Annotated in this window: 17 protein-coding genes; 12 read left to right on the top strand and 5 right to left on the bottom strand. The window is 44.8% G+C overall.

Going from position 1 to position 24,583, the window contains the following annotated elements; genetic code table 11:
• Positions 1-8 precede the first annotated feature (8 nt).
• The 3 genes from P2A85_RS02490 (at position 9) to P2A85_RS02480 (ending at position 6,473) form a co-directional block, all read left to right on the top strand.
• Complete coding sequence (locus P2A85_RS02490; protein WP_377477327.1) at positions 9-5,729, top strand: DEAD/DEAH box helicase; 5,721 nt, start codon at positions 9-11, stop codon at positions 5,727-5,729.
• Between the two features lie 100 nt (positions 5,730-5,829).
• Positions 5,830-6,090, top strand: coding sequence for a DUF2281 domain-containing protein (locus P2A85_RS02485; RefSeq protein WP_377477326.1), 261 nt, complete (start codon positions 5,830-5,832; stop codon positions 6,088-6,090).
• On the top strand, positions 6,087-6,473 hold the full coding sequence (locus tag P2A85_RS02480) for a type II toxin-antitoxin system VapC family toxin (RefSeq protein ID WP_377477325.1): 387 nt from the start codon (positions 6,087-6,089) through the stop codon (positions 6,471-6,473). The genes P2A85_RS02485 and P2A85_RS02480 overlap by 4 nt, the downstream gene beginning before the upstream one ends.
• Positions 6,474-6,607: 134 nt before the next feature.
• Here the strand turns inward: P2A85_RS02480 and P2A85_RS02475 are convergent, their stop codons facing one another.
• The gene (locus tag P2A85_RS02475; RefSeq protein WP_377477324.1) at positions 6,608-7,372 is read right to left on the bottom strand and encodes a DNA-binding protein; all 765 of its coding nucleotides are present in this window, start codon (positions 7,370-7,372) and stop codon (positions 6,608-6,610) included.
• Between the two features lie 357 nt (positions 7,373-7,729).
• Between P2A85_RS02475 and purB the strand changes: the two genes are divergently transcribed.
• The 3 genes from purB to P2A85_RS02460 all read left to right on the top strand — a co-directional run bounded on the left by purB (position 7,730) and on the right by P2A85_RS02460 (position 11,101).
• Positions 7,730-9,025, top strand: coding sequence for an adenylosuccinate lyase (gene purB / locus P2A85_RS02470; protein WP_377477322.1), 1,296 nt, complete (start codon positions 7,730-7,732; stop codon positions 9,023-9,025).
• 397 nt (positions 9,026-9,422) lie between these two features.
• On the top strand, positions 9,423-10,346 hold the full coding sequence (locus P2A85_RS02465; RefSeq protein ID WP_377477321.1) for a Uma2 family endonuclease: 924 nt from the start codon (positions 9,423-9,425) through the stop codon (positions 10,344-10,346).
• A gap of 5 nt (positions 10,347-10,351) precedes the next feature.
• Positions 10,352-11,101 (top strand): M15 family metallopeptidase, encoded by a 750-nt coding sequence (locus P2A85_RS02460; protein WP_377477320.1) that lies wholly within the window; start codon positions 10,352-10,354, stop codon positions 11,099-11,101.
• A 267-nt stretch (positions 11,102-11,368) separates the two neighbouring features.
• Here P2A85_RS02460 and P2A85_RS02455 read toward each other — a convergent pair whose 3' ends face one another.
• Positions 11,369-12,214, bottom strand: coding sequence for an SH3 domain-containing protein (locus P2A85_RS02455; RefSeq protein ID WP_377477318.1), 846 nt, complete (start codon positions 12,212-12,214; stop codon positions 11,369-11,371).
• Between the two features lie 400 nt (positions 12,215-12,614).
• Between P2A85_RS02455 and P2A85_RS02450 the strand changes: the two genes are divergently transcribed.
• The 3 genes from P2A85_RS02450 (at position 12,615) to secD (ending at position 16,755) form a co-directional block, all read left to right on the top strand.
• On the top strand, positions 12,615-13,988 hold the full coding sequence (locus P2A85_RS02450; protein WP_377477316.1) for an NACHT domain-containing protein: 1,374 nt from the start codon (positions 12,615-12,617) through the stop codon (positions 13,986-13,988).
• A 308-nt stretch (positions 13,989-14,296) separates the two neighbouring features.
• Positions 14,297-15,280 carry an alpha-ketoacid dehydrogenase subunit beta gene (locus P2A85_RS02445; RefSeq protein WP_377477315.1) on the top strand — a complete coding sequence of 328 codons (984 nt, stop codon included), beginning with the start codon at positions 14,297-14,299 and terminating at the stop codon, positions 15,278-15,280.
• An 83-nt stretch (positions 15,281-15,363) separates the two neighbouring features.
• Positions 15,364-16,755 (top strand): protein translocase subunit SecD, encoded by a 1,392-nt coding sequence (gene secD / locus P2A85_RS02440; RefSeq protein ID WP_341736891.1) that lies wholly within the window; start codon positions 15,364-15,366, stop codon positions 16,753-16,755.
• A gap of 3 nt (positions 16,756-16,758) precedes the next feature.
• Here secD and P2A85_RS02435 read toward each other — a convergent pair whose 3' ends face one another.
• Positions 16,759-17,046, bottom strand: a complete 288-nt coding sequence (locus tag P2A85_RS02435; protein ID WP_377477314.1) for a hypothetical protein — start codon at positions 17,044-17,046, stop codon at positions 16,759-16,761.
• A gap of 3 nt (positions 17,047-17,049) precedes the next feature.
• On the opposite strand from P2A85_RS02435, the gene secF reads away from it, so the two are divergent.
• On the top strand, positions 17,050-18,018 hold the full coding sequence (gene secF, locus P2A85_RS02430) for a protein translocase subunit SecF (RefSeq protein WP_377477312.1): 969 nt from the start codon (positions 17,050-17,052) through the stop codon (positions 18,016-18,018).
• Between the two features lie 284 nt (positions 18,019-18,302).
• On the top strand, positions 18,303-18,683 hold the full coding sequence (locus tag P2A85_RS02425) for a hypothetical protein (protein WP_377477311.1): 381 nt from the start codon (positions 18,303-18,305) through the stop codon (positions 18,681-18,683).
• A 59-nt stretch (positions 18,684-18,742) separates the two neighbouring features.
• Here the strand turns inward: P2A85_RS02425 and P2A85_RS02420 are convergent, their stop codons facing one another.
• Positions 18,743-21,637: an AAA-like domain-containing protein gene (locus P2A85_RS02420; RefSeq protein WP_377477310.1), complete on the bottom strand. Its 2,895-nt coding sequence runs from the start codon at positions 21,635-21,637 to the stop codon at positions 18,743-18,745.
• Positions 21,638-22,439: 802 nt separating this feature from the next.
• Between P2A85_RS02420 and P2A85_RS02415 the strand changes: the two genes are divergently transcribed.
• Positions 22,440-22,838 (top strand): DUF4342 domain-containing protein, encoded by a 399-nt coding sequence (locus tag P2A85_RS02415; RefSeq protein ID WP_377477309.1) that lies wholly within the window; start codon positions 22,440-22,442, stop codon positions 22,836-22,838.
• Between the two features lie 129 nt (positions 22,839-22,967).
• Here the strand turns inward: P2A85_RS02415 and P2A85_RS02410 are convergent, their stop codons facing one another.
• Positions 22,968-24,353 carry a hypothetical protein gene (locus tag P2A85_RS02410; protein WP_377477308.1) on the bottom strand — a complete coding sequence of 462 codons (1,386 nt, stop codon included), beginning with the start codon at positions 24,351-24,353 and terminating at the stop codon, positions 22,968-22,970.
• Between the last annotated feature and the right edge of the window lie 230 nt (positions 24,354-24,583).

Raw genomic sequence — 24,583 nt, 5'->3', positions numbered from 1 at the left:
GGTAATTTATGCACGACCCCATTAACGCTTTTAACACAATTCGCGACAACTTCCTACTGTACATAAAAACCGCTTTCGGAACTCAATTTCCCGAAATAGAACAAGAACGCGAAAGACTGCTGCGACAACCCGGTGCATTCCATCAAGAACCCTGGATTGAACCGATGCCCCGCTATCAAAGAGCGGGTAAAACTATCAATGATTTAGATATTTCAAACGTACCAGGATTAGATGAATCTACCCTTCAAGATTTTAAACAGCTTGCCTCCTGCGGACTTGTAGGCAATTACGAACTGTACAGCCACCAAATCCAAATGCTGCGACAGGCATTAGAAGGTCAAAATGCTGTAGTAACCGCAGGTACTGGTTCAGGGAAAACTGAATCTTTTATGTTGCCGCTATTTGCTTACCTTGCCCAAGAATCGAGAAATTGGAATGCTCCTAAACCAGAGCCAGCCTACCTCAATGATTGGTGGGAAAATAAAGATTGGCAGAACGAATGCAACCCATTGGTGAAGACAAAACGCAGTTTTAAGCGTTCTTATCGCGTTTCTCAGAGGAGTCACGAACAGCGGGATGCAGCCGTTCGTGCCCTCATTTTATATCCCATGAATGCCTTAGTTGAAGACCAACTTACCAGGCTGCGCCGCGCTTTAGATTCTGAAGCAGCGCGAGAGTGGTTTCAAAATAATCGAAAAGGCAACCGAGTCTATTTTGGAAGATACAACGGTGTTACACCCGTACCGGGGCATGAATACACAGAAAATCGTAAACCTAATGGCAAAAAAATAAAAGAACTGCTGGAAGCAATACAGCAAATGGAGGAATCAGCCGCGCGAGCTAGCGAACACGCAAATCAAACTGGCGATGATGATGTGAGGTTCTTTTTCCCGCGTTTAGATGGGTCAGAAATGCGCTGTCGCTGGGATATGAAAGATGCCCCGCCAGATATTTTAATCACTAACTATTCTATGCTCAGTATCATGCTGATGCGCGATATCGATCGAGATATCTTTGAAAAAACAAAGGAATGGTTAAACAAAGATGGCAGCGTCTTTCATTTAATTGTTGACGAATTGCACTTATATCGCGGCACTTCTGGCACAGAAGTCGCTTATTTGCTGCGACTGTTACTACAACGCTTGGGGCTGCATCCAGGTCATCCAAAATTGCGGATTCTTGCCTCTAGTGCATCTCTGGAACCAGACGATCCAAAAAGCTTAGAATTTCTGAATCAATTTTTTGGTACAGAATGGAATTCTGAACAGATTATACCCGGTCATTTAGAGCCAATTCCACCAATTGAGGGTCAAGAATTTATAGATGCCCAACCGTTTATCGCCTTGGCATCAGCACCAGAAATTAACAATATAGAAAGGTTGTCGGAAACGCCTGCATACAATGATTGCCACCAAATAGTGGAATCTGAATGTGTGGCTGTTGGCGCTAGAATGGTCAACGCTTGTACAGTTGATGACAAAATCCGTGCCGTATCGATCGCTGATTTCGGTCAAAAAATGTTTGGCAATAACTTAACAAATGAAAACCTCAAGCTGGCAGTAAGAGGACTGCTTGTTGCTCGCGGTTTGTCAGAGCAAAGTTCCTTGCCATCGTTCAGGATGCACTGGTTTTTCAGGAATATCGAAGGACTTTGGGCTTGCACTAAACCGAATCACGGGTGCGAGGAAAACGAAATCAGCGAAAATCGACCAGTTGGCAAACTATTTGTAGAAAATCCTCCCATACTTTGCGATAATTACCGAGTTTTAGAAATTCTTTATTGCGAACAGTGCAGAACTGTATTTTTTGGGGGAAATAGGCTGACAAGACAGAATAATGACGGATGGGAACTTTTGCCTACCGAACCGGATATTGAGGGAATTCCCGATCGCAAAACAGCCATAGCTTTAGATCGCCGCAAGTATCAAGAGTTTGCCGTATTTTGGCCTTTTAGAAATATTGATGAAGATGTTTGCAAAGGTTGGAAACAGCCATCGAGACAAGGTGAAGGTGGCGAGAAGGCTTGGTGGGATAAAGCATCGCTAGATACCCGCAGTGGTCGCGTTATTCTAGGAGATCCAGATTCCCCGGAGGAACAATGGGTGAAAGGTTATCTGTTTCACTTGCGATCGCTCTCAGCAGAGAAGCAAGAATTTATTGGCTCGTTACCCTCAATTTGTCCATGCTGCGGTGCAGACTATAGCAAACGCCAGTTTCGCAAATCTTCAATTCGTTGGTTCCGCACTGGTTTTTCTAAAGTCAGCCAATTACTTTCCAAAGAACTATTTTATCAGCTACCTGAAGATGCAGAATCTCGCAAATTAGTCGTGTTTTCTGACAGCCGCGAAGATGCCGCTTCTATATCGAATGGAATTGAGCGAGCTCACTATGACGACCTGGTACGAGAAGCACTTTTTGATGAACTTGGACAACTTGCTATAGGAAAATCGCACCTGTTAGAAGATATTCAACAATACGGTCAGCCTACTCGTTCTGAAGCCCAGTTATTTGCTCAACGTAACCCAAAAGTTTTTGAAGAGTTACAAAAAGCTATTAAAAATGTTAACAAAACCTGGCCAGAAGGTCTTGATTCAGAAGATAGGGAAATGTATCAAAATCGGCGAGATCAGGCTCAGAAGGTACTCAACGAAATTCAACAAATAGTTAATACCCGCACAGTTCCTCTCTGCATAATGTTTGAACCAGACAGTGAAGATCCTGACAATAAAGATCCTGGTTTGCTCATACAGCGATTGAAAGTGTTGGGAGTCAATCCTGCTGGTAATGATGTCGATTACCAGGAATTTAATTATGATAGTGACTGGCATCATTGGACAAAATTGTTTGATTTTTCCTCTCATACCGCAGGATGGAAATCTAAATTGTCTCCTGGCGCACAGGAAAGGCGAGAAAACAAACTTCGCTCTAAAGTTAAATCTGAGGTCTGCGACACACTTTTTAGTCGCCTGTACTTTGGGATTGAAGCATCGGGTCTGGGTTATGTTCGCCTGAATTTACCGCCAAATCAATTAGAACAGCTAGCAATCCAATGCGGACTTTCACCTTCAGTATTTGAGAGTATTTGTGACGGCAGCTTGCGAATTTTAGGTGAATTGTACAGGTATCCGAAAGAACCTCAAGAGTATTCACTCCACGACTGGAAAAACTGGGACGATGCGAAACCAAAATTGCGTAATTACGTTAAGCAATGTGCAGAAAAAAACGGAATTTCACCGCAGCAATTAAAGCAGGCATTGAAATCTGCCATTTGCGAATGCGGGCAGCACCACCACTTTAAACTTAATCCCCGGCATTTATCTGTACGAGTTGCTGTGTCCGATGACCCCGTGTGGCAGTGCGATTCTTGCCAGCGTCCTCACCTGCACCGTGCGGGAGGTATTTGTACTAATTGCTTGGCAAATTTATCGGCGCAACCTAATAAAATATGTGCGGATTTATACGATCGCAATTATTTCTCCACCCAAGCTGTAAATAAGCGTCAACCATTGCGGTTGCACTGCGAAGAGTTGACCGGACAAACGGACGATCAAGCTGAAAGACAGCGACATTTCCGCAACATCATCGTGAATTTTGGCGAACAAAAAAGAGATTTTATCCCAGAGGTAGATATCATCGATATTTTGAACGTCACTACCACAATGGAGGTGGGAATTGATATTGGCAGTTTAATGGCTGTTGTGATGGCAAATATGCCGCCGATGCGCTTTAATTACCAGCAGCGTGCGGGGCGCGGTGGTCGCCGGGGTCAGGCTTTTGCCATCGTACTTACTCTCTGTCGGGGTCGATCGCACGATGAATTTTATTACCGCCATCCTGAAAAAATTACGGGCGATCCGCCGCCAGTTCCTTTTCTTTCTATGCTACAGGTTGAGATCGTGCAGCGCCTCCTAGCCAAAGAATGTTTGAGACGTGCATTTAAGGATGCTAGTGTCACCTGCTGGGAAGTAGAAAAAAAACCGGACAGTCATGGTGAATTTGGGACACTTAAAAAGTGGAAGGAAACGGAAGAACGCCGCGAACAAGTTCGTAATTGGTTAGAGAAATCCAATCAAGTCACCGAGATCGTAAATTCTCTGTTAGTTGGTGTTGAAGGTATCGATCGCAACAAACTTGAAGAGTATGCACGTCAGGATTTGTTTAATAAGATTGATGAGTGTGCCAATAACTTAGAATTAACTGGAGATGGATTAGCCGAACGTCTTGCTGAGGGCGGGGTTTTGCCGATGTACGGGATGCCCTCAAGAGTGCGCGATTTGTATCATCATGATCCGTCCCGAAAACAAAAAGTTCCTACTATCGATCGAGATTTAGATTTAGCTGTCTCTGAATTTGCCCCTGGTTCAGAAAAAACTAAAGATAAGCGGATTTATACTGCGATCGGGTTTACAGCATCGTTAATTCCCGACACTAAAAACGGGTTGGTTCCTGCTGGCGAACCTCTGAGCGATCGCCAATGGATGTTGAGGTGTCAGCGGTGCCAACATACGGACACAAATGATGCAAAATTTGAACATATAATCTGTCCAGAATGCGGTGCAAATGAGGAACAAGGATTTCGAGTTTTTCAGTGGGCTGTCCCTTTAGCTTTCCGTACCAGCCTCAATCCTGGGGCGGATGCTAAAGATGAATATGATGCGTTAATTACAGGTGCAGCCAGCGTAGCGGAATCACAACCTCAAAAGTTTGACTTAGTACATAATACAAATACTCAGACAGCTTTTTCTGAATCCGGTCGCGTTTTTCGGGTGAATGACAATCGAGGACAGCTATTTAAGGGAGCAACCGGAAATGCCACATTTGGACGCAAAGAGAAACTGTTAACAGATCAGTGGATTGATGAGCGATTTCAGAATACAAATAATGGGGTGAAGTTTAAACGGCAGGGCGAGTCAGAGAAAATCGCGATCGTTGCCCCAAAAACCACTGGTGTACTGCGGATAAAACCCGCTGCGGTACCTGTTGGATTGTGCCTCGATCCTATTGCCCCCGGTTCTGCTGTCAAAGCTGCTTTCTACTCAGCCGCTTTCATGGTTCGTGCTGTAGCCGCACAGGAGTTAGACATCGATCCTGAAGAATTAGACGTGAGCGGTTTGCGACAGGCTGAATTAGACGATACTAAGGAAAAAGTAGGAGAAATTGTAATTAGCGATCGGCTTGCTAATGGTTCTGGCTTCACCTATTGGCTAGCTAATCACTGGGAAGACATCCTTTTAGACAAAATTCTGAATTCTCAAAATAGCTTTGCTGAGGCGATAATGTCACCAGAACACCGCCAAAAATGCGACTCTTCCTGTTATGATTGCTTGCAGCAGTACCGTAATATGAACTATCACGGTTTGCTGGATTGGCGTTTGGGGCTTTCGTTGCTGAGGGGATTAGCCAGCAGCAATTTTCAATGCGGACTGGATGGGGATTTTTCTACTCCAGACTTAGAAAATTGGGTATTGAAAGCAACTGCTTTGCGCGATACATTTTGTGCATCGTTTAGTTGTTCCGGGCAACAGTTCGGCGCTCTACCGGGTTTGACTGTGGGCGATATAAGTGTTATAATTGTTCATCCTTTGTGGAACCTAGATTGCGGTCAAGGTTTATTGAATGAAGCGAAGGAAGCCGCTGCTACAGTCGCGGAAGGCGATCGCATTCGATATCTAGATACTTTCAATCTGCTGCGGCGTCCAAGTTGGTGCTATCAGTCATTAGGTGATTAAAGTGAATGATTTAGGATTGCTATAGGACGATCGCTCAGTTAAAATGAAATAGTATACGTTCCGATAAAATGAGACTATCGCCAACATTGAGGGGAACAAGATGACTTCTCAAACGATCGAACTTTTGGAAGATTTGCTAGGCAAGTTACAGCACTTACTCCCGGAAAATCAGCAGCTTTTGTTAACTTTTGCAGAGTTTTTGCTGGAACGACAGATGCGATCGATCGCCGAAAACACTTCAGTTGAAGCTGCACCCCCTCCTCCGCAACAACGGGTTTTGGGTCTGCATCAAGGGATGGGCTGGATGAGTGAGGATTTTAACGAGCCACTTCCTGATGCGTTTTGGTTGGGTGAAGCATGAATATTTTGCTGGATACGCACGTCTTGATTTTGCTGGCGATTTCTCCCCAAAACTTATCGCAACAAGCGACGAATATTATCACCGATCCAACTCATACTTTGTTTACGAGCTTGGTCAGTATTTGGGAAATGCAAATTAAGCTTCAGCTTGGGAAGTTAACACTGAGCGTGTCCTTGACTGAATTGATAGAACGCCAGCAGCAAGTTAATGGATTGCAAATTTTGCCGATCGAGCTAGCTCATATTTTTGCATTAAACACATTGCCAAATGCTCATCGCGATCCATTCGATAGACTCTTAATTGCTCAAGCCGTTGTGACTCAAATGCCTATCTTAAGTATTGATGCTGTATTCGACAGCTACCCAGTACAAAGATTGTGGTAGAGCGATCGGTTGAATAGGCTTTAACTTATAATCGGCGATCGGTAAAGAATATCGCATTCAGAATCAGAAACCGGGTTTTTACCGAATCTGCGATGCTCTAACAAAGTGGCTGATAATCCTTGGTATTAATAACTTTATGCAGATTTCACCGCAATCTCTGCGATCGCGGGTTGATATTGAAAACTGGAGAAGAGACGAAAATCATCTCTACAATGGACACTCATTTTACATAACAGGCGAAACTGGAGTGGAGTAGGAGGTTTATTGACACGCTCTACCCGCACTTCTAAGTTAGAATTTTGTCGCAGCAACTCAAAAACTTCTGCTAGCAAATATCGCGGAAAATAGCCGACAATGGAGCGATCGCCAGTGTTGGAAATCAGAGCGCGATCGACGTAGGGATTTTGCACTTCACGATCGAACTCTAACGTTTCCGCCGCCTCCAGCCGCTCGCTCCGATCGATCGCACTTCTGGGCAAATGTCGCAAACCCTGCGAAAAAAAGTAAAGATTGTACCGTCCTTCTTCGTCAACTTCCGGATCGGGAAAAACGGCAAACGTATCTGTGACTCGTTCCCCACCACTGCGGGCTAAAATTGCCATTGGGCTAGGGTCGTCGTTGAGGAGGTCGAGCTGTTCGATAAAACTGGAATAATCGGGACGCGATCGCGACATAACCCGATTCGCAAATACTGGAAACAAATAAGTTGACGTATAAACTTCATCTAAGCGTGGAAACGAAAGCAAAGGTGTAAAAGCACATTTCTCTTCGGCTTCTTTTACACCTTGGGTATAAACAAATTGATAGATACCTCGATCGAATGTTAATCGACCGATCGTAAACCAATTAGGACTGATGGGGTCTTTCCAAGCTAAGAATAGCGTTTTTGGTGTTTTCAAAGTAGTGCTTCTCTCAAAGTAAGTAACCGATGTTTGTTGATTTCAAGAATCGCCAGAGCAAAATTGCTAGCTTCGGGGGAGATGCGCGATGAATTGATGCGATTAAAAATATTTAAAATATCGGCTGGTGAAATATTTTCGGCTCTCTCGTAATTATGGTGATAAGTAATGATTATGAGCTAGCAAAATCTAGGGTTTCAGCTTTCCTTATTCAGGAATTTAGTATTATTTGCTACATTTTACACCCAACATCCGAGAGAGCCCCTCAATCTATATTAAAGCCGGTTTCTCGACTCCTTGGCTCTTGCATCCCCACACAGATGTACAATAGTCAGATCGCATTCCCCAACGACCACCGTGATTGACCGCTACACTCTGCCCGAAATGGGCAACATCTGGACTGAAACCGCCAAGCTCAAAAGCTGGCTACAAGTAGAAATCGCTGTCTGCGAAGCTCAAGCCGAACTCGGCTACATCCCCGCCGCCGCAGTCGCAGAAATTAAAGCTAAGGCTAATTTTGACCCCAAACGAGTCCTCGAAATTGAAGCCGAAGTCCGCCATGACATGATTGCCTTCTTGACAAATGTCAACGAATATGTAGGCGATGCCGGCCGCTACATTCACCTTGGTTTAACCAGTTCCGACGTGCTCGATACCGCTTTGGCATTACAATTAGTCGCCAGCGTCAATATCTTGTTAGAACGTGTCGAAGATTTGAGCCAAGCTATTCGCTATCAGGCCCAACAACACCGCAATACCGTCATGGTTGGCCGATCGCACGGAATACACGCCGAACCCATCACATTTGGCTTTAAACTAGCAGGATGGCTGGCCGAAGTCTTTCGCAACCGCGCCCGATTAGTCAATTTGCGATCGTCCATTGCAGTCGGCAAAATCTCCGGCGCAGTCGGCACCTATGCTAATATCGATCCGCGAATAGAAGCGATCGCCTGTCAAAACCTCGGACTCGAACCCGATTGTGCATCGACTCAAGTCATTTCGCGCGATCGACACGCCGAATACGTCCAAACTTTAGCACTGTTAGCCGCCTCGATCGAGCGTTTTGCAGTCGAAATCCGCAACCTGCAACGCACCGACGTTCTCGAAGTCGAAGAGTTCTTTTCAAAAGGGCAAAAAGGCTCATCCGCCATGCCGCACAAACGGAACCCGATTCGATCGGAAAGACTGACAGGAATGGCAAGAATCGTCCGCGCCAACGCCGTCGCAGCCTTAGAAAACGTGGCGCTTTGGCACGAAAGAGACATTTCTCACAGTTCCGTAGAACGGATGATTTTGCCCGACAGTTCCACTGTCACCCACTTCATGTTAGTCGAAACCACAGACTTAGTAAAAAACCTGCTAGTCTATCCCGAAAACATGAAACGAAACATGAACCTTTACGGCGGAGTTATCTTCAGTCAGCGCGTGATGTTAGCCTTAGTAGAAAAAGGCACGAGTCGCGAAGATGCCTATAAAATTGTGCAATCTTGCGCTCACGAAGCCTGGAACAAAACGGGCGGCAATTTTTACAATTTGATTGCCAAGGACGAGCGAGTTACTGCTAAGATGACGAGCAAAGAAATTGATGATTGTTTCGATCCGCAGTATCAATTGAGGCATTTAGATTTAGTGTATCAGCGCTTGGGAATTTGAGGAAAATTTAAAATTACAAGAGAGCGAGCGAAAGTTCTCGCGCCGATCCGACAGTCCGCCGGGGGTTCAAACCCCCGTCTCATAGCTAAAGTCGGTTGAAACCGACTGAAAGACTCATAAAAACAAAATTTTCAAGAAATGAGAAATATCTTAGTCCTCTTAAGAGGACTTTAGCTATGAGACAGGGGTTTAAACCCCTGTCGGACTGTCGGGCTTGCAGACAAGATAGTGTAGGTTGAGCTGAGGAACGAAACCCAACCTAAATTGCATCTTTGCCAAGACTGGATCTAGTTCGGATGACTCTTCAGAATAGACTTGATATCAACACAATTGCAGCAGCAATCGCTATGCTGTAACAGAGCATCAGTCCCGATCGCCAATCGATCGCGTACCCGTCATGACCCAAAGCCTTAGTCCTATAACCTCAGTCCGCGCCTTCCCCGATCATACGCAACTTCCCGAATCCGACGGCACGTTTGTGAAAAACTTCCAAGAACATCCTCAGTGTATCCTGCTCACCGATTCCCTGGAAACCACGCTGCAAACCCTACACCCGGACGGAATGTATGCGATCGGGCAAGATAGTGGCATCTACTGGCGTGAAACCGACCCACCAGAACGTGGAGCCGAAGCCCCCGACTGGTTCTACGTGCCCAACGTCCCACCCCTCGTGGATGGAGAAATTCGTCGCTCTTACGTGTTGTGGCGCGAGTATATGGTGCCACTAATTGCGATCGAGCTTGCTAGTGGGAATGGTTCGGAAGAACGCGATAATACTCCTCTATCTCGTACCTCAGAAGGTGTCACTCAGAAACCCGGAAAGTTTTGGGTATATGAGCAGATTATCCGCATTCCCTACTACGCTATCTACATTATCAAAACCGGTGAACTGGAAGTCTACAACTGGGTGAATACTCGTTATATTCGCTTGGAACCAAACGATCGCGGACACTACTCGATCGAACTAATGGGAGTGGAGTTGGGCCTATGGGAAGGTAGTTATCAAAATCAGACACAGCGATGGTTGCGCTGGTGGGATAACCAAGGTAATTTGTTGCTAATCGGGAGCGAACAAGCCCGACTAGAACGCCTTCATACCGAACAGGAACGCCAACGGGCCGAAGCTGAGAGCCAACGGGCCGAAGCTGAGAGTCAAAGGGCCGAAGCTGAGAGTCAAAGGGCCGAAGCTGAGAGTCAAAGGGCCGAAGCTGAGAGTCAACGGGCCGAAGCTGAGAGTCAAAGGGCCGATCGGGAACAGCAACAGAAAGAACGATTGGCGGCTTATTTGCGATCGCAAGGTATCGATCCCGATCTTATATAACAGCTATGAAATTTAATCGTTTTGGAAAATATCCGATCGCATTTATGTTAGTTTTACTATTTGCGATTCCCTACGGGATAGCTTCGCTTCACGGTCTGCACCATCCCACATTTGTCCGCGCCCAGGAGCCACCACAAGTGCAATCTCCCCAATCAGAATCCAACCCAGTAGTACCTGAAAGCATTTTCATGAGTCAACTCCCGAATTGGGCGCGACTTGTTGACATCCGCACTGTCAATCCCAACATTCGCCTCGATATTCGCTACGCCACAGCTAACAATTTCTTGAAACGAAAACTTTACTCCACAGCGAAGTGCGCTTTGAGAAGTTCCGTTGCTCAAAAGTTAGCCCTAGTTCAAACTGATTTGGAAAAAATCGGCTTAGGTTTGAAAGTTTACGATTGCTACAGGCCCTTATCTGTTACAAAACAAATGTGGCAAGTTTTGCCAGACCCCCGCTATGTGGCTAATCCTGCTAGGGGTTCGCGCCACAATCGCGGTGCTGCTATTGATTTAACTTTGGTCGATCGCACGGGCAAAGAATTAGAAATGCCCACACCCTTTGATGATTTTACCGTAAAAGCTCACAGAGATTACCAAGGAGGCAGCGCCCTATCTCGTAAAAATCGTAAATTGCTGGAAGATGCGATGAAAAAGCAAGGATTTATTGGTATCACAACAGAATGGTGGCACTTTGATTCAGAAGATTGGGAAAAATTTGCGATTCTGGATGTTTCCCTAGGAGCGATTCCTTAATTTTAGGACTTACGCACTCCCACAAAGAAACCGGATTTTTTAGCGAATCTTTGCCCCTCCAGGAAGTATTATCCTAAAAACTTGGTTTCTCACTACCAATCCGTAATATTGTTGACCGTTGCATGGTCATGATTTATATCAATTCCGGTTGTATCGGAATGATTTAACCGCGAAGGCGCGAAGTACGCGAAGGAAGAGAAGAGAGAGTTTAATACAGGACGATGAAGAGAGGATTTGAGATAATTCCTATGTTACAAACCTGCACACTTATCGGACTTTTACTGAAAATTCATATTCGTATCCTCGGAAATTTGAGTCTAGTTGAAATGTGTAATTACCAGTAACGGGAACTTTTCCACTCCACTCAGTTGGATTGTTTTGATAAGGATCTCCTCCCAACAGTTTCCCGTCAGGACTCAAAATTTGTGGAAAAACATCTTTGCGGTTCCTCACAGTCATTATTTGACCCTTAGCGGCGCGAATTATGTAAGAGTGACTGCCACCACCAATAATTCTACCTTTAACAATTGCCTCATCTCCCCCAGGCAAAAAGTTAATCTCCTGTCGCACATTGGGACAACTACTTTCGGTGCGGTTTTCTGCTATCCAACCGGCAACTGGATCGGTAATTCGCAACCAACCGTTTTGTGTTTCGGCGACGGAAACAAAGGTATTATTTTTGAGGGTTCCTACTATTTTGCTGTCTGCTACTCCTGGGTTCGATCGCACATTCAGCGGTGGATTGGGATCGCTGACTACAGCCATACTGATTTTACAGCCCGAATCGGGAGGTGTGATGGATATCGGCTCAACTTTTTGCTTCGAGTTTTCTGGGATTACAGAAGATGTAACTGGGGAATTTTTTGCAGGTTGGGGTTGAAATTTCTGAGATTGGATGGGTCTGGTTTTTAGTTCCACTGGTTCTGTTTTCTGAGATTTAGGAATTGTGGTTGGAACCCCTGAAGTAGTTTTTTTGTCGGATAGTGCTGAGTCTGTCAGGGGAGGATTTGAGACTTGCATCGAACCTGACTGTATGGTGGCCCAGGCTACTCCGATCGCCGTTGATAGCCCTGCTAGGCAGAGGATGATGATTTGGCTAGTTTTTAATGACATATATTTTTGAAATATTCATGGATGTTTGAAAGCGCTATATCCAGAATAATCAACAACAGGAGGTGAGGGCAAATTCTACAGAACAATCCTATTGGGGCAAAGTTTACCGAAAAAATGGGGTGCATCTCAATGAGTGCAAATATATTCGTAGGATGCTCTAGCATGACCGCAGACAATTTATTAGGGATAACCAGAGATTTACAGCGGTCATGCTTCGCCTATGCAAAATCGGGATGCTCCCCAAAAATGGGTCTAAAGCCCCGTGCTTCCGGCTACAGGAGATGTCCAATTCTAGTTAATCTTTACTGAACACCTGTAGTGATGGTACTGTTGCTGTGAGCCAGTTGTGCCTAATCTGGCAAAGCAAGCATCCAGGGTAAGGTTGAGCCGATTAACTAAAATGTCAAGATTGATTCCTCTGAGATTACAACCGCCTCGCGATCGATTACTCCAGGATGTGAAGCGGGAAGTCCAAGCATCTCGATCGCACTCTTTGCACAATGCCGTATTATCCAACCTCCGTCAAGAAGCTGCGCCTCCCGGTGTCAGCCGCTGTTGGGATGTTGAAGTCAAGGTGGGAAACCGTCCCAGTTTTCGACTACCTCCCAAAGCTAGCGTGGCTAAAGTGTTCGATCGCACAGGAGGTAAATTGGTCATTTTGGGCGCGACGGGTGCCGGAAAAACCACTACACTGTTAGAATTAGCTCTGGTCTTAGTTTCCCGCGCTCAAAAAGATGCTACGAAGCCGATACCGGTACTATTTGAACTCGGTACTTGGAAAGCCGAATCCGGGGCGATCGCCGATTGGTTAATTGCTCAACTTAAATTTAAATACGACATCCCCACGGCGGTAGGTAAAAAGTGGCTTAACGAACACAAATTACTGCCTTTGCTAGATGGTTTAGACGAATTAGAAACTCACCGCCAAGACTTGTGTATTCAAGCAATAAATCAGTTTATTGAAAGTGAACTACAACCCCAACGCTTAGTAGTTTGTAGCAATTTTGAAGTTTACAAAAACTGCCTCAATAGATTTAGTCTGCACGCAGCAGTTTTATTGAAACCTCTGACAGAAACTCAAATTAAAAATTATCTTTTAGAAGCCCGAAGTCGCGAACTTTGGTATAGCCTTGAGCAGGAGCCGGATTTGTTAAAAATGGCTAAAGCACCACTATTGTTAAGCATGATGGCTTTGGCCTACGATGACATTTTAATCGAATCTTGGAAGCGTTTAAATTCAGCGGAAGAACAACGCAAATACCTATTGACAGCCTACATTCGTCGCCAAATGACTGGGGAAGTGAAGCAGTATCCCAAAGGTAAAGAACTGCGATCGGAACAAATGCGACACTGGCTGGGATGGCTGGCGAACAAGATGGAACAGCAAGGAATTCAAGAAGTTTTACTCGATAAAATGCCTTTTACCTGGCTAGAAACTGGCGAACAGCAGCGGGCCTATTACTTTGGAGTTAAGCTGCTGGGCGGGCTGATTTGGGTGCTTTTGGGATTAGCGGCAACTTTGGTTAGTGGCTCAATTTGGGGATTGATAGCTGGGGCGATCGCATCCGTAATTAGTGCTTTGTTACCGGGGATTCCAGCCCTTGAAAAATTTATCTTGCACCTAGTGCTGTGGTCTAATGGGTACATTCCTTGGAATTACAGTCTTTTCCTCGATGCAGCAGCGGGGCGCTTGCTGATGCAAAAAACAGGCGATCGGCGTTATCGATTTATTCACAATTTATTGCAAAAGCATTTTGCCCAAATTAGTCATTAGTTATTGGTTAGTTGTTAGTTGTTATATCAATTCCTCTCTTCAGCGGAATTATTCATTTCTCTGGGATCTCTCTGTGTTCTCTGTGTTCTCTGTGGTTAAATCATGACCATGCAAAGGTCAACGATATTATGTGGAGTTTGCCAATTTTAGTATTATTTTAACTGAAATATTCATTGACATAAGACAAATGTTATGATAGAGATTGGCAAAATCTCAGGTTTTAACTGCCAAATGTGCGATCGCATTCAAATCCACACCCCCAAAAGGTTAAGATTCTAATCTAACCCTCCTCCAATCATTCACCTCCTATGGCAGAAACCTTATTGTTCAACGCCCTCCGCGAGGCCCTAGACGAAGAAATGGCCCGCGACTCCGCTGTATTCGTACTCGGCGAAGACGTAGGCCACTATGGCGGTTCCTACAAAGTCACCAAAGACCTCTGCAATAAATACGGCGACCTCCGCGTCCTCGATACCCCGATCGCCGAAAATAGCTTTACAGGCATGGCCGTAGGGGCAGCAATGACAGGATTGCGGCCGATCATCGAAGGCATGAACATGGGCTTTTTGCTCCTGGCGTTCAACCAAATTTCCAACAATGCTGGAATGCTGCGCTACACCTCCGGCGGCAACTTCAAAATGCCCATGGTAATTCGCGGTCCCGGTGGCGTGGGCCGGCAACTAGGCGCCGAACACTCTCAGCGACTAGAAGCCTATTTCCAAGCAGTCCCAGGTCTAAAAATCGTTGCCTGTTCGACTCCTTACAACGCCAAAGGGCTTTTAAAATCTGCCATCCGCGATGACAATCCCGTCCTGTTTTTCGAGCACGTTCTCCTTTACAACTTGAAAGAAGATTTGCCAGAAACAGAATATTTAGTGCCACTGGACAAAGCGGAAATAGTGCGATCGGGCAAAGATGTCACAATTTTGACCTATTCCCGGATGAGGCATCACGTCATGCAAGCCGTGCCCGCACTGGTAAAAGAGGGTTGCGATCCAGAAGTAATCGACCTAATTTCTCTCAAACCCCTTGACATGGATACCATTGGTGCATCCATTCGCAAAACCCACAAAGTAATTATTGTGGAGGAGTGCATGAAAACAGGAGGCATCGGTGCGGAATTAATTGCCTCAATTAGCGATCGCTACTTTGACGAACTCGACGCACCAATTTTGCGACTTTCATCACAAGATATCCCCACACCATACAACGGTAATTTGGAAAGACTGACAATCGTACAGCCAGCTCAAATTATCGAAGCCGTCCAAAAAATGGTATCCCTACGAGTATAAATAGTCATTGGTCATTGGTTGTTGGTTATTGAATGACCAATGACTAATGACAATGATTAATAACCAATAACAAATAATTAAATATGCAAAAACAACGTTCAGTATTAGCCCTAATTTTTGTTTTAATCATCGCCGCCATTACTGTCATAGTAACACTTCCTACGCGGCTAGGATTAGACCTGCAAGGAGGCTCACAACTCACAATTCAAGTCAAAACTACCCCCACCATCCCCAAAATTGACCAGGGAATGTTAGAAGCAGTGCGACGCATCGTAGAAAATCGCGTCAACGGTTTGGGAGTTTCCGAAGCCTTAGTACAAACAGTAGGAGAAGACCAAATTCTCGTACAATTGCCCGGAGTAAATGACCCCCAGCAAGCAGAACGAGTTTTGGGCGGCACCGCCAAGCTAGAATTCCGGGAACAACTGCCAGGAACCGAAGCTCAATTAGCCATCGAGAGGCAGTTGCAGCAGGAATTACTCGCCAAACAAGCAGCATTAAAAACTACCCCCAATGAGGCAGCATTTAAAGAAAATCAGGCTGCTTTGAAAAGGAGTAATGAGGCAATCTCGAAACTATACAAAAGTAGTGAACTCGGCGGAAGCAACCTGAAGGATGCTCAAGCTCAACCCAGTGGTAACGAATGGAATGTCGCTCTCCGCTTCGACACCAAAGGAGGCGAATTATTTGGCGAACTTACTAAAAATTTAGCCGGAACTGGACGGACTCTAGGCATTTTTCTAGATGAAAGAATGATTAGTTCTCCTGTAGTTGGCGTGGAATTTGCCCAAACAGGAATTACAGGAGGAAATGCCGTAATTCAAGGTCGTTTTACAGCGCAAGAAGCTAACGATTTAGGAGTGCAACTGCGCGGTGGTGCTTTACCAGTACCCGTAGAAATTATTGAAAACCGCACAGTCGGTGCTAGTTTGGGTAAAGACAGTATTCAAAGCAGTATCACCGCAGGGATTGGGGGTTTAGTTTTAGTCTTGATTTTCATGATCGGCTACTATCGACTCCCTGGCGTAATTGCAGATATTGCCCTGTTAATTTATGCTTTGCTAACTTGGGCTGCTTTCGTGCTGTTGGGAGTAACTTTAACACTACCGGGAATTGCTGGTTTTGTGCTCAGCATTGGTATGGCTGTGGATGCCAATGTGCTGATTTTTGAACGCACGCGAGAAGAGTTGCGGGCTGGAAAAACCCTATATCGTTCTGTAGAATCGGGTTTTTACCGGGCTTTTTCTAGCATTTTAGATGGTAACGTCACAACGCTAATTGCTTGTGCAGCGCTGTTCTACTTGGGTGCTGGTTTAGTGAAAGGGTTTGCTGTAACGCTAGCCTTGGGTGTCGCAGTCAGTATGTTTACTGCTATCACTTGTAGCCGCACTCTGATGTTGGTAGTTTTGGGCTTTCCAGAATTGCGGAAACCTGAATGGTTCTGTCCTAATTTGTCGAAAACGGCTAATAGTTAACAGTTAACAGTTAACTACTGATTGCTTTCTTCTTCCCTGTTCCCTCTTCCTGAATTTCCCCCCAAGGGGGGCGTTCTTCTCCCTCTTCCTTCCCCCCTTGGGGGGGGCAGGGGGGGGTTCTTCTTCCTTCTTCCTTCCCCCCTTGGGGGGGGCAGGGGGGGGTTCTTCTTCCTTCTTCCTTCCCCCCTTGGGGGGGGCAGGGGGGGTTCTTCTTCCTTCTTCCTTCTTCCTTCTTCCTTCTTCCTTCTTCCTTCTTCCCTCTTCCCTCTTCCTTCTTCCTTCTTCCTTCAACTTATGAAATTCAGTGTAATCAAACAGCGATCGATCTGGTGGAGTATTTCCGCCGCGATTATCCTTGCAGGTATAGTCTCTATGGCAATTTCTTGGACCCGTCCCGACATCCGCGCACCCCTACGCCCTAGTTTGGACTTTATCGGTGGCACTAGGCTACAATTTGAACTTGACTGTACGAAACCAGAAAATTGTAAACCCATCGATCTTGCTGCTGTCCGGGAAGTCCTCGATACCCAAGGTTTAGCCGGTAGTACCATTCAAGTTGTCGGCAAAGAACAGCGAGGTTTATCGCTAAGAACGAAAACTTTGGATGTGGAAAAGCGGACTAAGTTGCAAACAGCTTTGAGTGAAAAAATAGGTGACTTTGCCCCTAAATCTACTCAAATTGATACGGTAGGTCCTACTCTCGGTAAACAATTATTTACTTCGGGATTGTTGGCTTTATTTCTCTCTTTTGCAGGCATTACTATTTATCTGACATTCCGATTTCAGTTAGATTATGCCTTTTTTGCTTTTGTTGCCCTGTTCCACGATGTGTTAATTACTCTTGGCATTTTTTCATTTTTGGGTTTAGTTCTAGGCATAGAAGTAGACAGTTTATTTGTGGTTGCTCTCTTGACAATTATCGGTTTTTCTGTTAACGATACAGTAGTGATTTACGATCGCGTGCGTGAAGTAATTAAGCTAAATCCCGGTTTGTCGATCGACCAAATTGTCGATGATGCTGTGATCCAGACCCTCGGAAGGTCGATTAACACGACGATGACTACGCTACTGACACTGTTTTCTATCTTTTTGTTTGGTGGCGAAACTCTCAAATACTTTGCTTTAGCTTTGATTGTGGGTTTTATTGCTGGTGCATATTCGAGTATTTTCATTGCTAGTACGCTGCTAGCTTGGTGGCGCAGTCGCACGGGCAACTCTATCCCAGTCCCTGTAGAAGCCATGAGTCCATCTGATGAAGTTTAGTTGACTGTTGACCCTTCGACCCTTCGCACGCGCCTACCGCCACGTAGTCTAAGGGTCTAAGGCAAGGGGGAGCATCCCGATTTTGCATAGGCGAAGCATGACCGCAGACAATTTATTACTGATAACCAGAGATTTACAGCGGTCATACTTCGCCCCTACGAATATATTTGCACTCATTGAGATGCACCCAGGCAACAACAAATAACCAACAACCAACAACAAATAACAAATAACAAATAACAAATAACAAATAACAAATAACAAATAACAAACAACAAATAACAATGACTAATGACAGCGATCCAAATTTTCAAATCGAAGTCCAAAGACTCCATAAACTAACAGTATACGGTCGCTGGTTAACTGTAATATTGTTGTGGCTTAGCGTCGGTTCTTTGAGTATTTGGGCTTTACGCGATGAAATTGCTTTGTGCATCGAAAACTTTACTTGGGCTGCGGTGCGTTACGGTTTATACTTTCACCGCTGGCCAACTCTCGGTTTGGGTTTGTGCTTGGGGATGACTTTGGGAGTGCTAACTTGGCAAGGTCGCAATATGGCGCGAGGATTACCAATGCGAGAAAAACAGCGTTTGGAACAACAAGTGTGCCGCATTCGCCAACAGGGGCCTAGTCATCCTTTGTGGAAGTGGGTTTGCCGATTTTGAATCAGAATGAAAAAGGAAGAAGTAATAAACTATTAAACATCAAATCGGATTTAGATACCCTACTTATTGAAAAAATCAGGTATATTGATTTTCTGTTTGCGATCGCACAAATGTCGGTCTTTTTCAACATTCGGATTGTATTGTAGGTAGTCTCTGAGTCGATCGCATCCGATAGTCAGCAATTTGTCAAGTTCCCCAGCTTCCACTGTCGTAGCATCCAGATTCCAAAGCCTTACCGACGAATCTTTACCCGCAGATGCTAAAGTTTTGCCATCGGGACTAAAACTCAAACTCCACACATCCGCAAGATGTCCCTTCAAAGTTTGCAGCAAAGTACCATCCGTGCGCCAAATTCTCACCTTACCATCCATACTCCCCCCAGCCACAGTTTTGCTGTCAGTGCTCCAATTAACACTACCCACACCAGTTGTAGAATCGGCTAAAGATTTGAGTAACTTTCCCTCAGTATTCCAAAGTTTGACACTCCAGTCATGACTCGCACTCGCAATCATCTCGCCATTTGGTGAAAAATTACAGCCCCACACTTCATCTTTGTGTCCTACAAGAGTTTTATGAAGTCTAAATTGTTTCTTCCCATCGCGTTTCCAAAGTTTTATAGTTTTATCTTGACTGCTGGAAGCTAACATCTCTCCATCGGGACTAAACCTAACTGATGTTACCGGTCTAGTATGACCTGTAAGAGTTTGCTGCAAAACTCCATTTAAACTCCAAATTTTAATAGTTTTGTCAGAACTCGCGCTAGCAATTTGTGCTAATTTGGGGCTAAAACTAGCGCTCCAAACTAAATCTTGGTGTCCTTTAATAATTTGCTGCAAACTGCCATCTCTGCGCCAAATTCTGACAGTTTTATCAAAACTTGTGGAAGCAATTAACTTACTATCAGGACTGAATACCACCTCAGTAACTGACTGTTTATGTCCAGGTAAAGTCAAAATCAGCTTGCCGTTTGGCTGAAAAACTTTCACACTGTAATTGTCGCCGACACTAACAATTAACTTACCATCCGGGCTAAAGCTAGCTGTGTGTCCGTTCGCCAAACGATTGCGTTCTCGCACTGCATCGATCGTATGGTGTAATCTATTTAATGTCTGTGCTTTGAGTCCTGGAGAGGCGTATATTTCTCTAAGTTTTTTTCCGGCGCTAACTGCGGCAATTAAAGCTCCTAGTTGGTCGTAGGCTAGGGAAATATCGGCTGTAGAGTTGAGGGCTTCTATTTGAGCAATTATGGCTTGTTTTTTTTGATTTTCTATTTGTTGGGTGACTCGTTGGGCGTGATTTATAATGCCGGTAGCAATCGTAGTAATGGTAGCGAGTCCTAGCAAGCTGAATTGGATTGTTGTCTTAGCTTTTTTTTGAGCTTTTGTCAAGACTAAATTGGCTTCGGTTAATATTTTTGAGGCTGCTTTTTCTATGGATAACTTTTTTTGTATTTGGACGTTTTCTAATTCTTGACTGGCTGACAGAAATTGATAATCTCGATCGCCCAAGCTTTTGTCTGCGGCCCAGCTTAACGCTTCTGCTAGCGCTCTACCTTGCAGCAAGCGGGAAGTGTCGGTATGATTGGAGACTTCCCAAGCGGCGATCGACTCCGAGTAAGGCCGCAGTTTGGCTAATTCTTTTTCTATCCACTCTTGGTTAAAAACTGAGGCGTAAATGGGATTATATACTCTTAGTCTTTGTCCATCTTTGACGATTAAACCTGAAAGTAATAATTCCATTTTTTCTGGACTATCTTGAACTAAGGCTAGTTCCGTGCCTACCCCACCATCAAATTCAGTGTTTATGGAACAGGTATCTTGCCTGTTATTGAGAATAGTGACAGATGTGAGATTTGACAAAACTTCTTGGTAAAGTCCTAGCAAACGAGCCGTGCGCTGCGGATTTCTCAGGAGGCGATCGCGAATTGTTTTCAGATGTTCCGGTTCATCTTGAAATTCCCAGTTGTTGAGGGCACTGGAATGCACTAAATCTGCCATGAATAATTGAGTGTTAGCAACTCGATATTTAGGGTTGTTTCCACTGTCATTACTTGTTGGAATTCCTAATTTTTCCGAAGCTAATTTACAAAATTTTTGAGTAAGAAAAGGCTGTCCTCCCGTCCATTCCAAGATTTCTTTGAGCACTTCTAGGGAGTTTTCTATTTGTTCTGAAAATCCTTGAGCTAAAGGGATTGCTTCGTCGAGGGCAAATCCTTTGAGTTCAATGGGGCGACCTATATTAAACGGGGTTCTGGTTTTATCAGCAATTAAATCTTGAGGAGTCGTGACTCCAAACAAAGCAAAAGTAAGGCGGTTATATTCTGGATTTTCAGCGCGTTTATTGTAGCATCCTCGGACCATTGCAAAAAAATCATCGCTGGAAAAATTGAGGGAAAGAACGCTGTCAATTTCATCTATAAAAATAACTATATTGCGTTCTGTGGAAGGAAGTAATACTTGTTCGATAAATTCATTTAATCTTAATACTGGTGGTAAGTGTTCTCGATCGCGCCACCAAGTCCTAAAATTGATCGACTTAATTTTAAAGCTGTTGGCGAGAGTCCCAGTAAAACCCGCATACCACTGCATGGGAGTCATCTCGGTAGTACCAATGCCGGTAATATCAACTGTACCGCAGATAGTACCTTCTGCTTGCAAGCGACGGGCTGCTTGTACGCGCAAACTCGACTTTCCCATTTGTCGGGAAGTTAGTACATAGCAAAACTCACCCGCTTTTAAAGATTTGTAAAGTTCGCGATCGGCAGCCCTGGTGACATAGGTAGGAGAATTTGGGGGCAAACTTCCCCCTACTTGATATTCAAATTCTGTCGCTGGCAAATCTGACACTGAAATTAAACGGGAAGAAAAAGGAAACTTGTCTATTTTACCTGGCTTTTGGTCAACAGAAACTTCGACTTGTTGCAGTTGGCTGGGTTTTGATAAAAGTTGGAGCATAATTTATTCTTCTTCCTGTTTTTGTTTAGGCAATTCTCATTAAAAACTCTAGGATATTAACGGTGGGAACTTCAGGCGGCGCGACTTTTTCGGACGATTTCACAGAGTTTGATTCGAGCCGAATTTGAGGGTAGGAAGTGAGGATTTTCATGGGCGATTTACCGAACTAGATGTGCTAAGTGTATTAACTATGAGTCGATCGCCTTTTCAGTACAATGTCACTTTTTGAAGTTGCACAGTCGCTGAGTCGCAAGCAGTCAGCCGTAAAAATATAGCTTTAATCCTTCCTCTGTCTGGATTAGAGGCTTTTTCTAGCTGGGGCAATGCGGGGGCGAGGGGTAGACAGTTAGCCTATTGGCACAAGGAACTGGGGGCAGGGGGACTTTGAGCAAGTTCTTGTTCCCCCCTTCTTAAGGGGGGCTCGTTCGGATCTAGATTTAATAGTTAAACAGCAGTCTCTGACTGGGTTAGAAGTTAAGTTGACACCTATGGTGCCCGCCCAGTCCCTAGACTACCCTCCATCACAGACGATTTTATTCGCATCGGGGGCCAATGAGGGCCGGCACGGGGGCACGGCCCCTACCAAGAGTGAAATAGCCCTGTCCTGGGGGGGAGAGGGTGAGATGGCGATAGGGCTAGAGACAGGAGTGGAGGCGAATCTTAATTGCTACTGAGGGAATGATTCTCTGAATAACTTTTGCTCTCGTTAATATCAGCCAAAAGAAAGATGACTTAACAACAATTTCGGTGTTAATTAGAGTAATTATATAAAAAAAATACCTAAAGGAAGGGAGAAGAAAGAATGGACACATACACAGACCGCGAACAAGAACAAGTCGGCGAAAGAGAAATTGACTCGATACCTGTAGGCACTAAAGTTTCGGCTCAAAAAGTTAGTGGGGTGGAAGTACCACCTCTAGAAACCCCTGCTTATACTCAGCAAAAAGTCAGCGTTGAGGAGTTAAAGATTAATGGTGATGATTTGGTTGCTAAAGTTAAAGAACTGATTCACGAAGGGAATATCCGCCGGATAATTATCAAAAATGAAGAGGGGCGGATCTTGATAGAAGTGCCTCTGACGGTGGGAGTAGTCGGTGGAGTGATCGGTGCGGCGTTGTTTCCAGTGATTGCAGCAGTAGGGGCGATCGGTGCTTTAGTAGCTCACATGACTATCATTATCGAAAAGAATGAGACTACTTAACCCCTAGGGGTTGGGCTCATCATCAGTGCTTCTATCCCCCCCGTTCCCCCTTTTTTTAGGGGGAACAGGGTCAAAAAATATTAAAAAAGGGGGATTAGAAGATATCAAAGTTGCTCCAGCAATGATATTCTAAGAAATCACCTTATGTGCTAATTGAACTTTTCCTAAAGCTATCTTTCTACTATCAAAAAGTTTCATAACTCCTGATGCTATGGTGTCAATAACCTCAGCATCGCAGGAGGATAGAAGTTCTTCTGAAGAAATATGACCTGCGAAAAAATCGTGAGCTTTTTTCAAAAAAGTGTCAGTTTCTGCAAAGCCAATAGATTTGATAATAAAGGTAGAAACAGGGGAGTTTTTAATATCATAGGGGGATTCTTGATTGCGTCCTATCTCTAACAAGTCTAAGACCTGTTTTTGTAACTGATTTTCGAGAGGATAGGCGATATTGCGCTCTGGTAAGTAATCCTCTAAGGCAGAGGTTGTAAAGCCCGGTGCGCGTAATTCTCCCATCATAGTAGAAAGGGGAATGTCGCGGCCCAAACGGTAGGAAAGGGCTTCTAAAATAGCGATCGTAATCAGCTTGATGCCCAAATACAGTTTGGCAACTGCTATATTCTTTCTGGTGCGGGCAATCATGTTAGTATAGGTTTCATCGTCCGGTTCTTCCATGAACTGCTGAAAAACCAGTTCGGGTTTGAGGAAATTCAAAAACCCTTCCATTTTTTGCAAGGAGCGGCGATATCCACCCACAGTATAGGAATTGACGTTGCTCAATTCGTGGTTGGTTTCTGGCATCAAATTCCAAGTATTGTCTAAGAAGTTAGAGGAATTTGGAGAGGCAAAATTCTCGACATCGCGATTTGCTAATCGGACCGATCGCTTGACAATTTCGCAGAGTTCTGCATCTGTTAATCCTAAATTAAAATCGCGATTTACATTGACCAAACGCTGGTGCAAAAGTTCGATCGCACTTAAACCGTTGGGCGAAACTCCACGAAAAGGAATAGTAGCTTCAATGCAGGCTGCAATTTGAACGATCGTCCTAGGAAGCAAAAAAGGTTCCAAACATTTCCCTGCAATCACCGCACTTAAGAATTCATTTTGACCGGCAAAGGGAGAGAGAGTTTGACCTGGGAAAAACCCAAATACGGCCGTCACAAGCTCATACATAGCATCCTTGGGGAGTTCGGCTTCATCCTTAATGACTAACTGCGATCGCACCTCCTTGACAAAAGGACAAAGGGCGCTACTGATATTAAAATTTACTCCCTGATCGACTTGCACGTACACCAGGTCGTGAAATAGCGCCGCCAACACTTCGATCGGCTCGACGGACCCCCCGACCTCAAAAATATGTTCCGACGTGTGAAAATAGCGCCAAGGCCCCCTCATCGTTTGAATGATGAGCTCGGCTATCTGCTCTAGCTTGGGAACGTCTACTCGACCTCCTAATTGTTCGATCGACGTGACTAAGCAATCCAAGCACCGTTTTTGTTCTCCAAAGAGTTCCATTTACGCACCTCCCGTGCATTCCCTGATTCCTCCGTTTGATTGAATGGTATCAAAATGCGCTGCGATCGTGCCATGATTCATCGATCAAAACTGCTCGCATTTCAGGGAGACAGAGGCAGAGAGCGATAGGGGGGAGACAGGGGGAGAGAGGAAATTTAAAACATTACAACTTGGAGATTTGTGGCGAGGGGTCAAACAGAGGCGATCGGGCTACTTTATCAAAAAACTGG

It is taken from the genome of Microcoleus anatoxicus, assembly GCF_042465725.1.
Taxonomy (GTDB): Bacteria; Cyanobacteriota; Cyanobacteriia; order Cyanobacteriales; family Microcoleaceae; genus Microcoleus; species Microcoleus anatoxicus.
This window is presented reverse-complemented; position numbering and strand designations above follow the sequence as displayed.

Coding starts and splice junctions, on each gene's coding strand:
- P2A85_RS02490 (WP_377477327.1), top strand. CDS start 9: ATGCACGACCCCATTAACGCTTTTAACACAATTCGCGACAACTTCCTA.
- P2A85_RS02485 (WP_377477326.1), top strand. CDS start 5,830: ATGACTTCTCAAACGATCGAACTTTTGGAAGATTTGCTAGGCAAGTTA.
- P2A85_RS02480 (WP_377477325.1), top strand. CDS start 6,087: ATGAATATTTTGCTGGATACGCACGTCTTGATTTTGCTGGCGATTTCT.
- P2A85_RS02465 (WP_377477321.1), top strand. CDS start 9,423: ATGACCCAAAGCCTTAGTCCTATAACCTCAGTCCGCGCCTTCCCCGAT.
- P2A85_RS02460 (WP_377477320.1), top strand. CDS start 10,352: ATGAAATTTAATCGTTTTGGAAAATATCCGATCGCATTTATGTTAGTT.
- P2A85_RS02455 (WP_377477318.1), bottom strand. CDS start 12,214: ATGTCATTAAAAACTAGCCAAATCATCATCCTCTGCCTAGCAGGGCTA.
- P2A85_RS02450 (WP_377477316.1), top strand. CDS start 12,615: ATGTCAAGATTGATTCCTCTGAGATTACAACCGCCTCGCGATCGATTA.
- P2A85_RS02445 (WP_377477315.1), top strand. CDS start 14,297: ATGGCAGAAACCTTATTGTTCAACGCCCTCCGCGAGGCCCTAGACGAA.
- secD (WP_341736891.1), top strand. CDS start 15,364: ATGCAAAAACAACGTTCAGTATTAGCCCTAATTTTTGTTTTAATCATC.
- secF (WP_377477312.1), top strand. CDS start 17,050: ATGAAATTCAGTGTAATCAAACAGCGATCGATCTGGTGGAGTATTTCC.
- P2A85_RS02425 (WP_377477311.1), top strand. CDS start 18,303: ATGACTAATGACAGCGATCCAAATTTTCAAATCGAAGTCCAAAGACTC.
- P2A85_RS02420 (WP_377477310.1), bottom strand. CDS start 21,637: ATGCTCCAACTTTTATCAAAACCCAGCCAACTGCAACAAGTCGAAGTT.
- P2A85_RS02415 (WP_377477309.1), top strand. CDS start 22,440: ATGGACACATACACAGACCGCGAACAAGAACAAGTCGGCGAAAGAGAA.
- P2A85_RS02410 (WP_377477308.1), bottom strand. CDS start 24,353: ATGGAACTCTTTGGAGAACAAAAACGGTGCTTGGATTGCTTAGTCACG.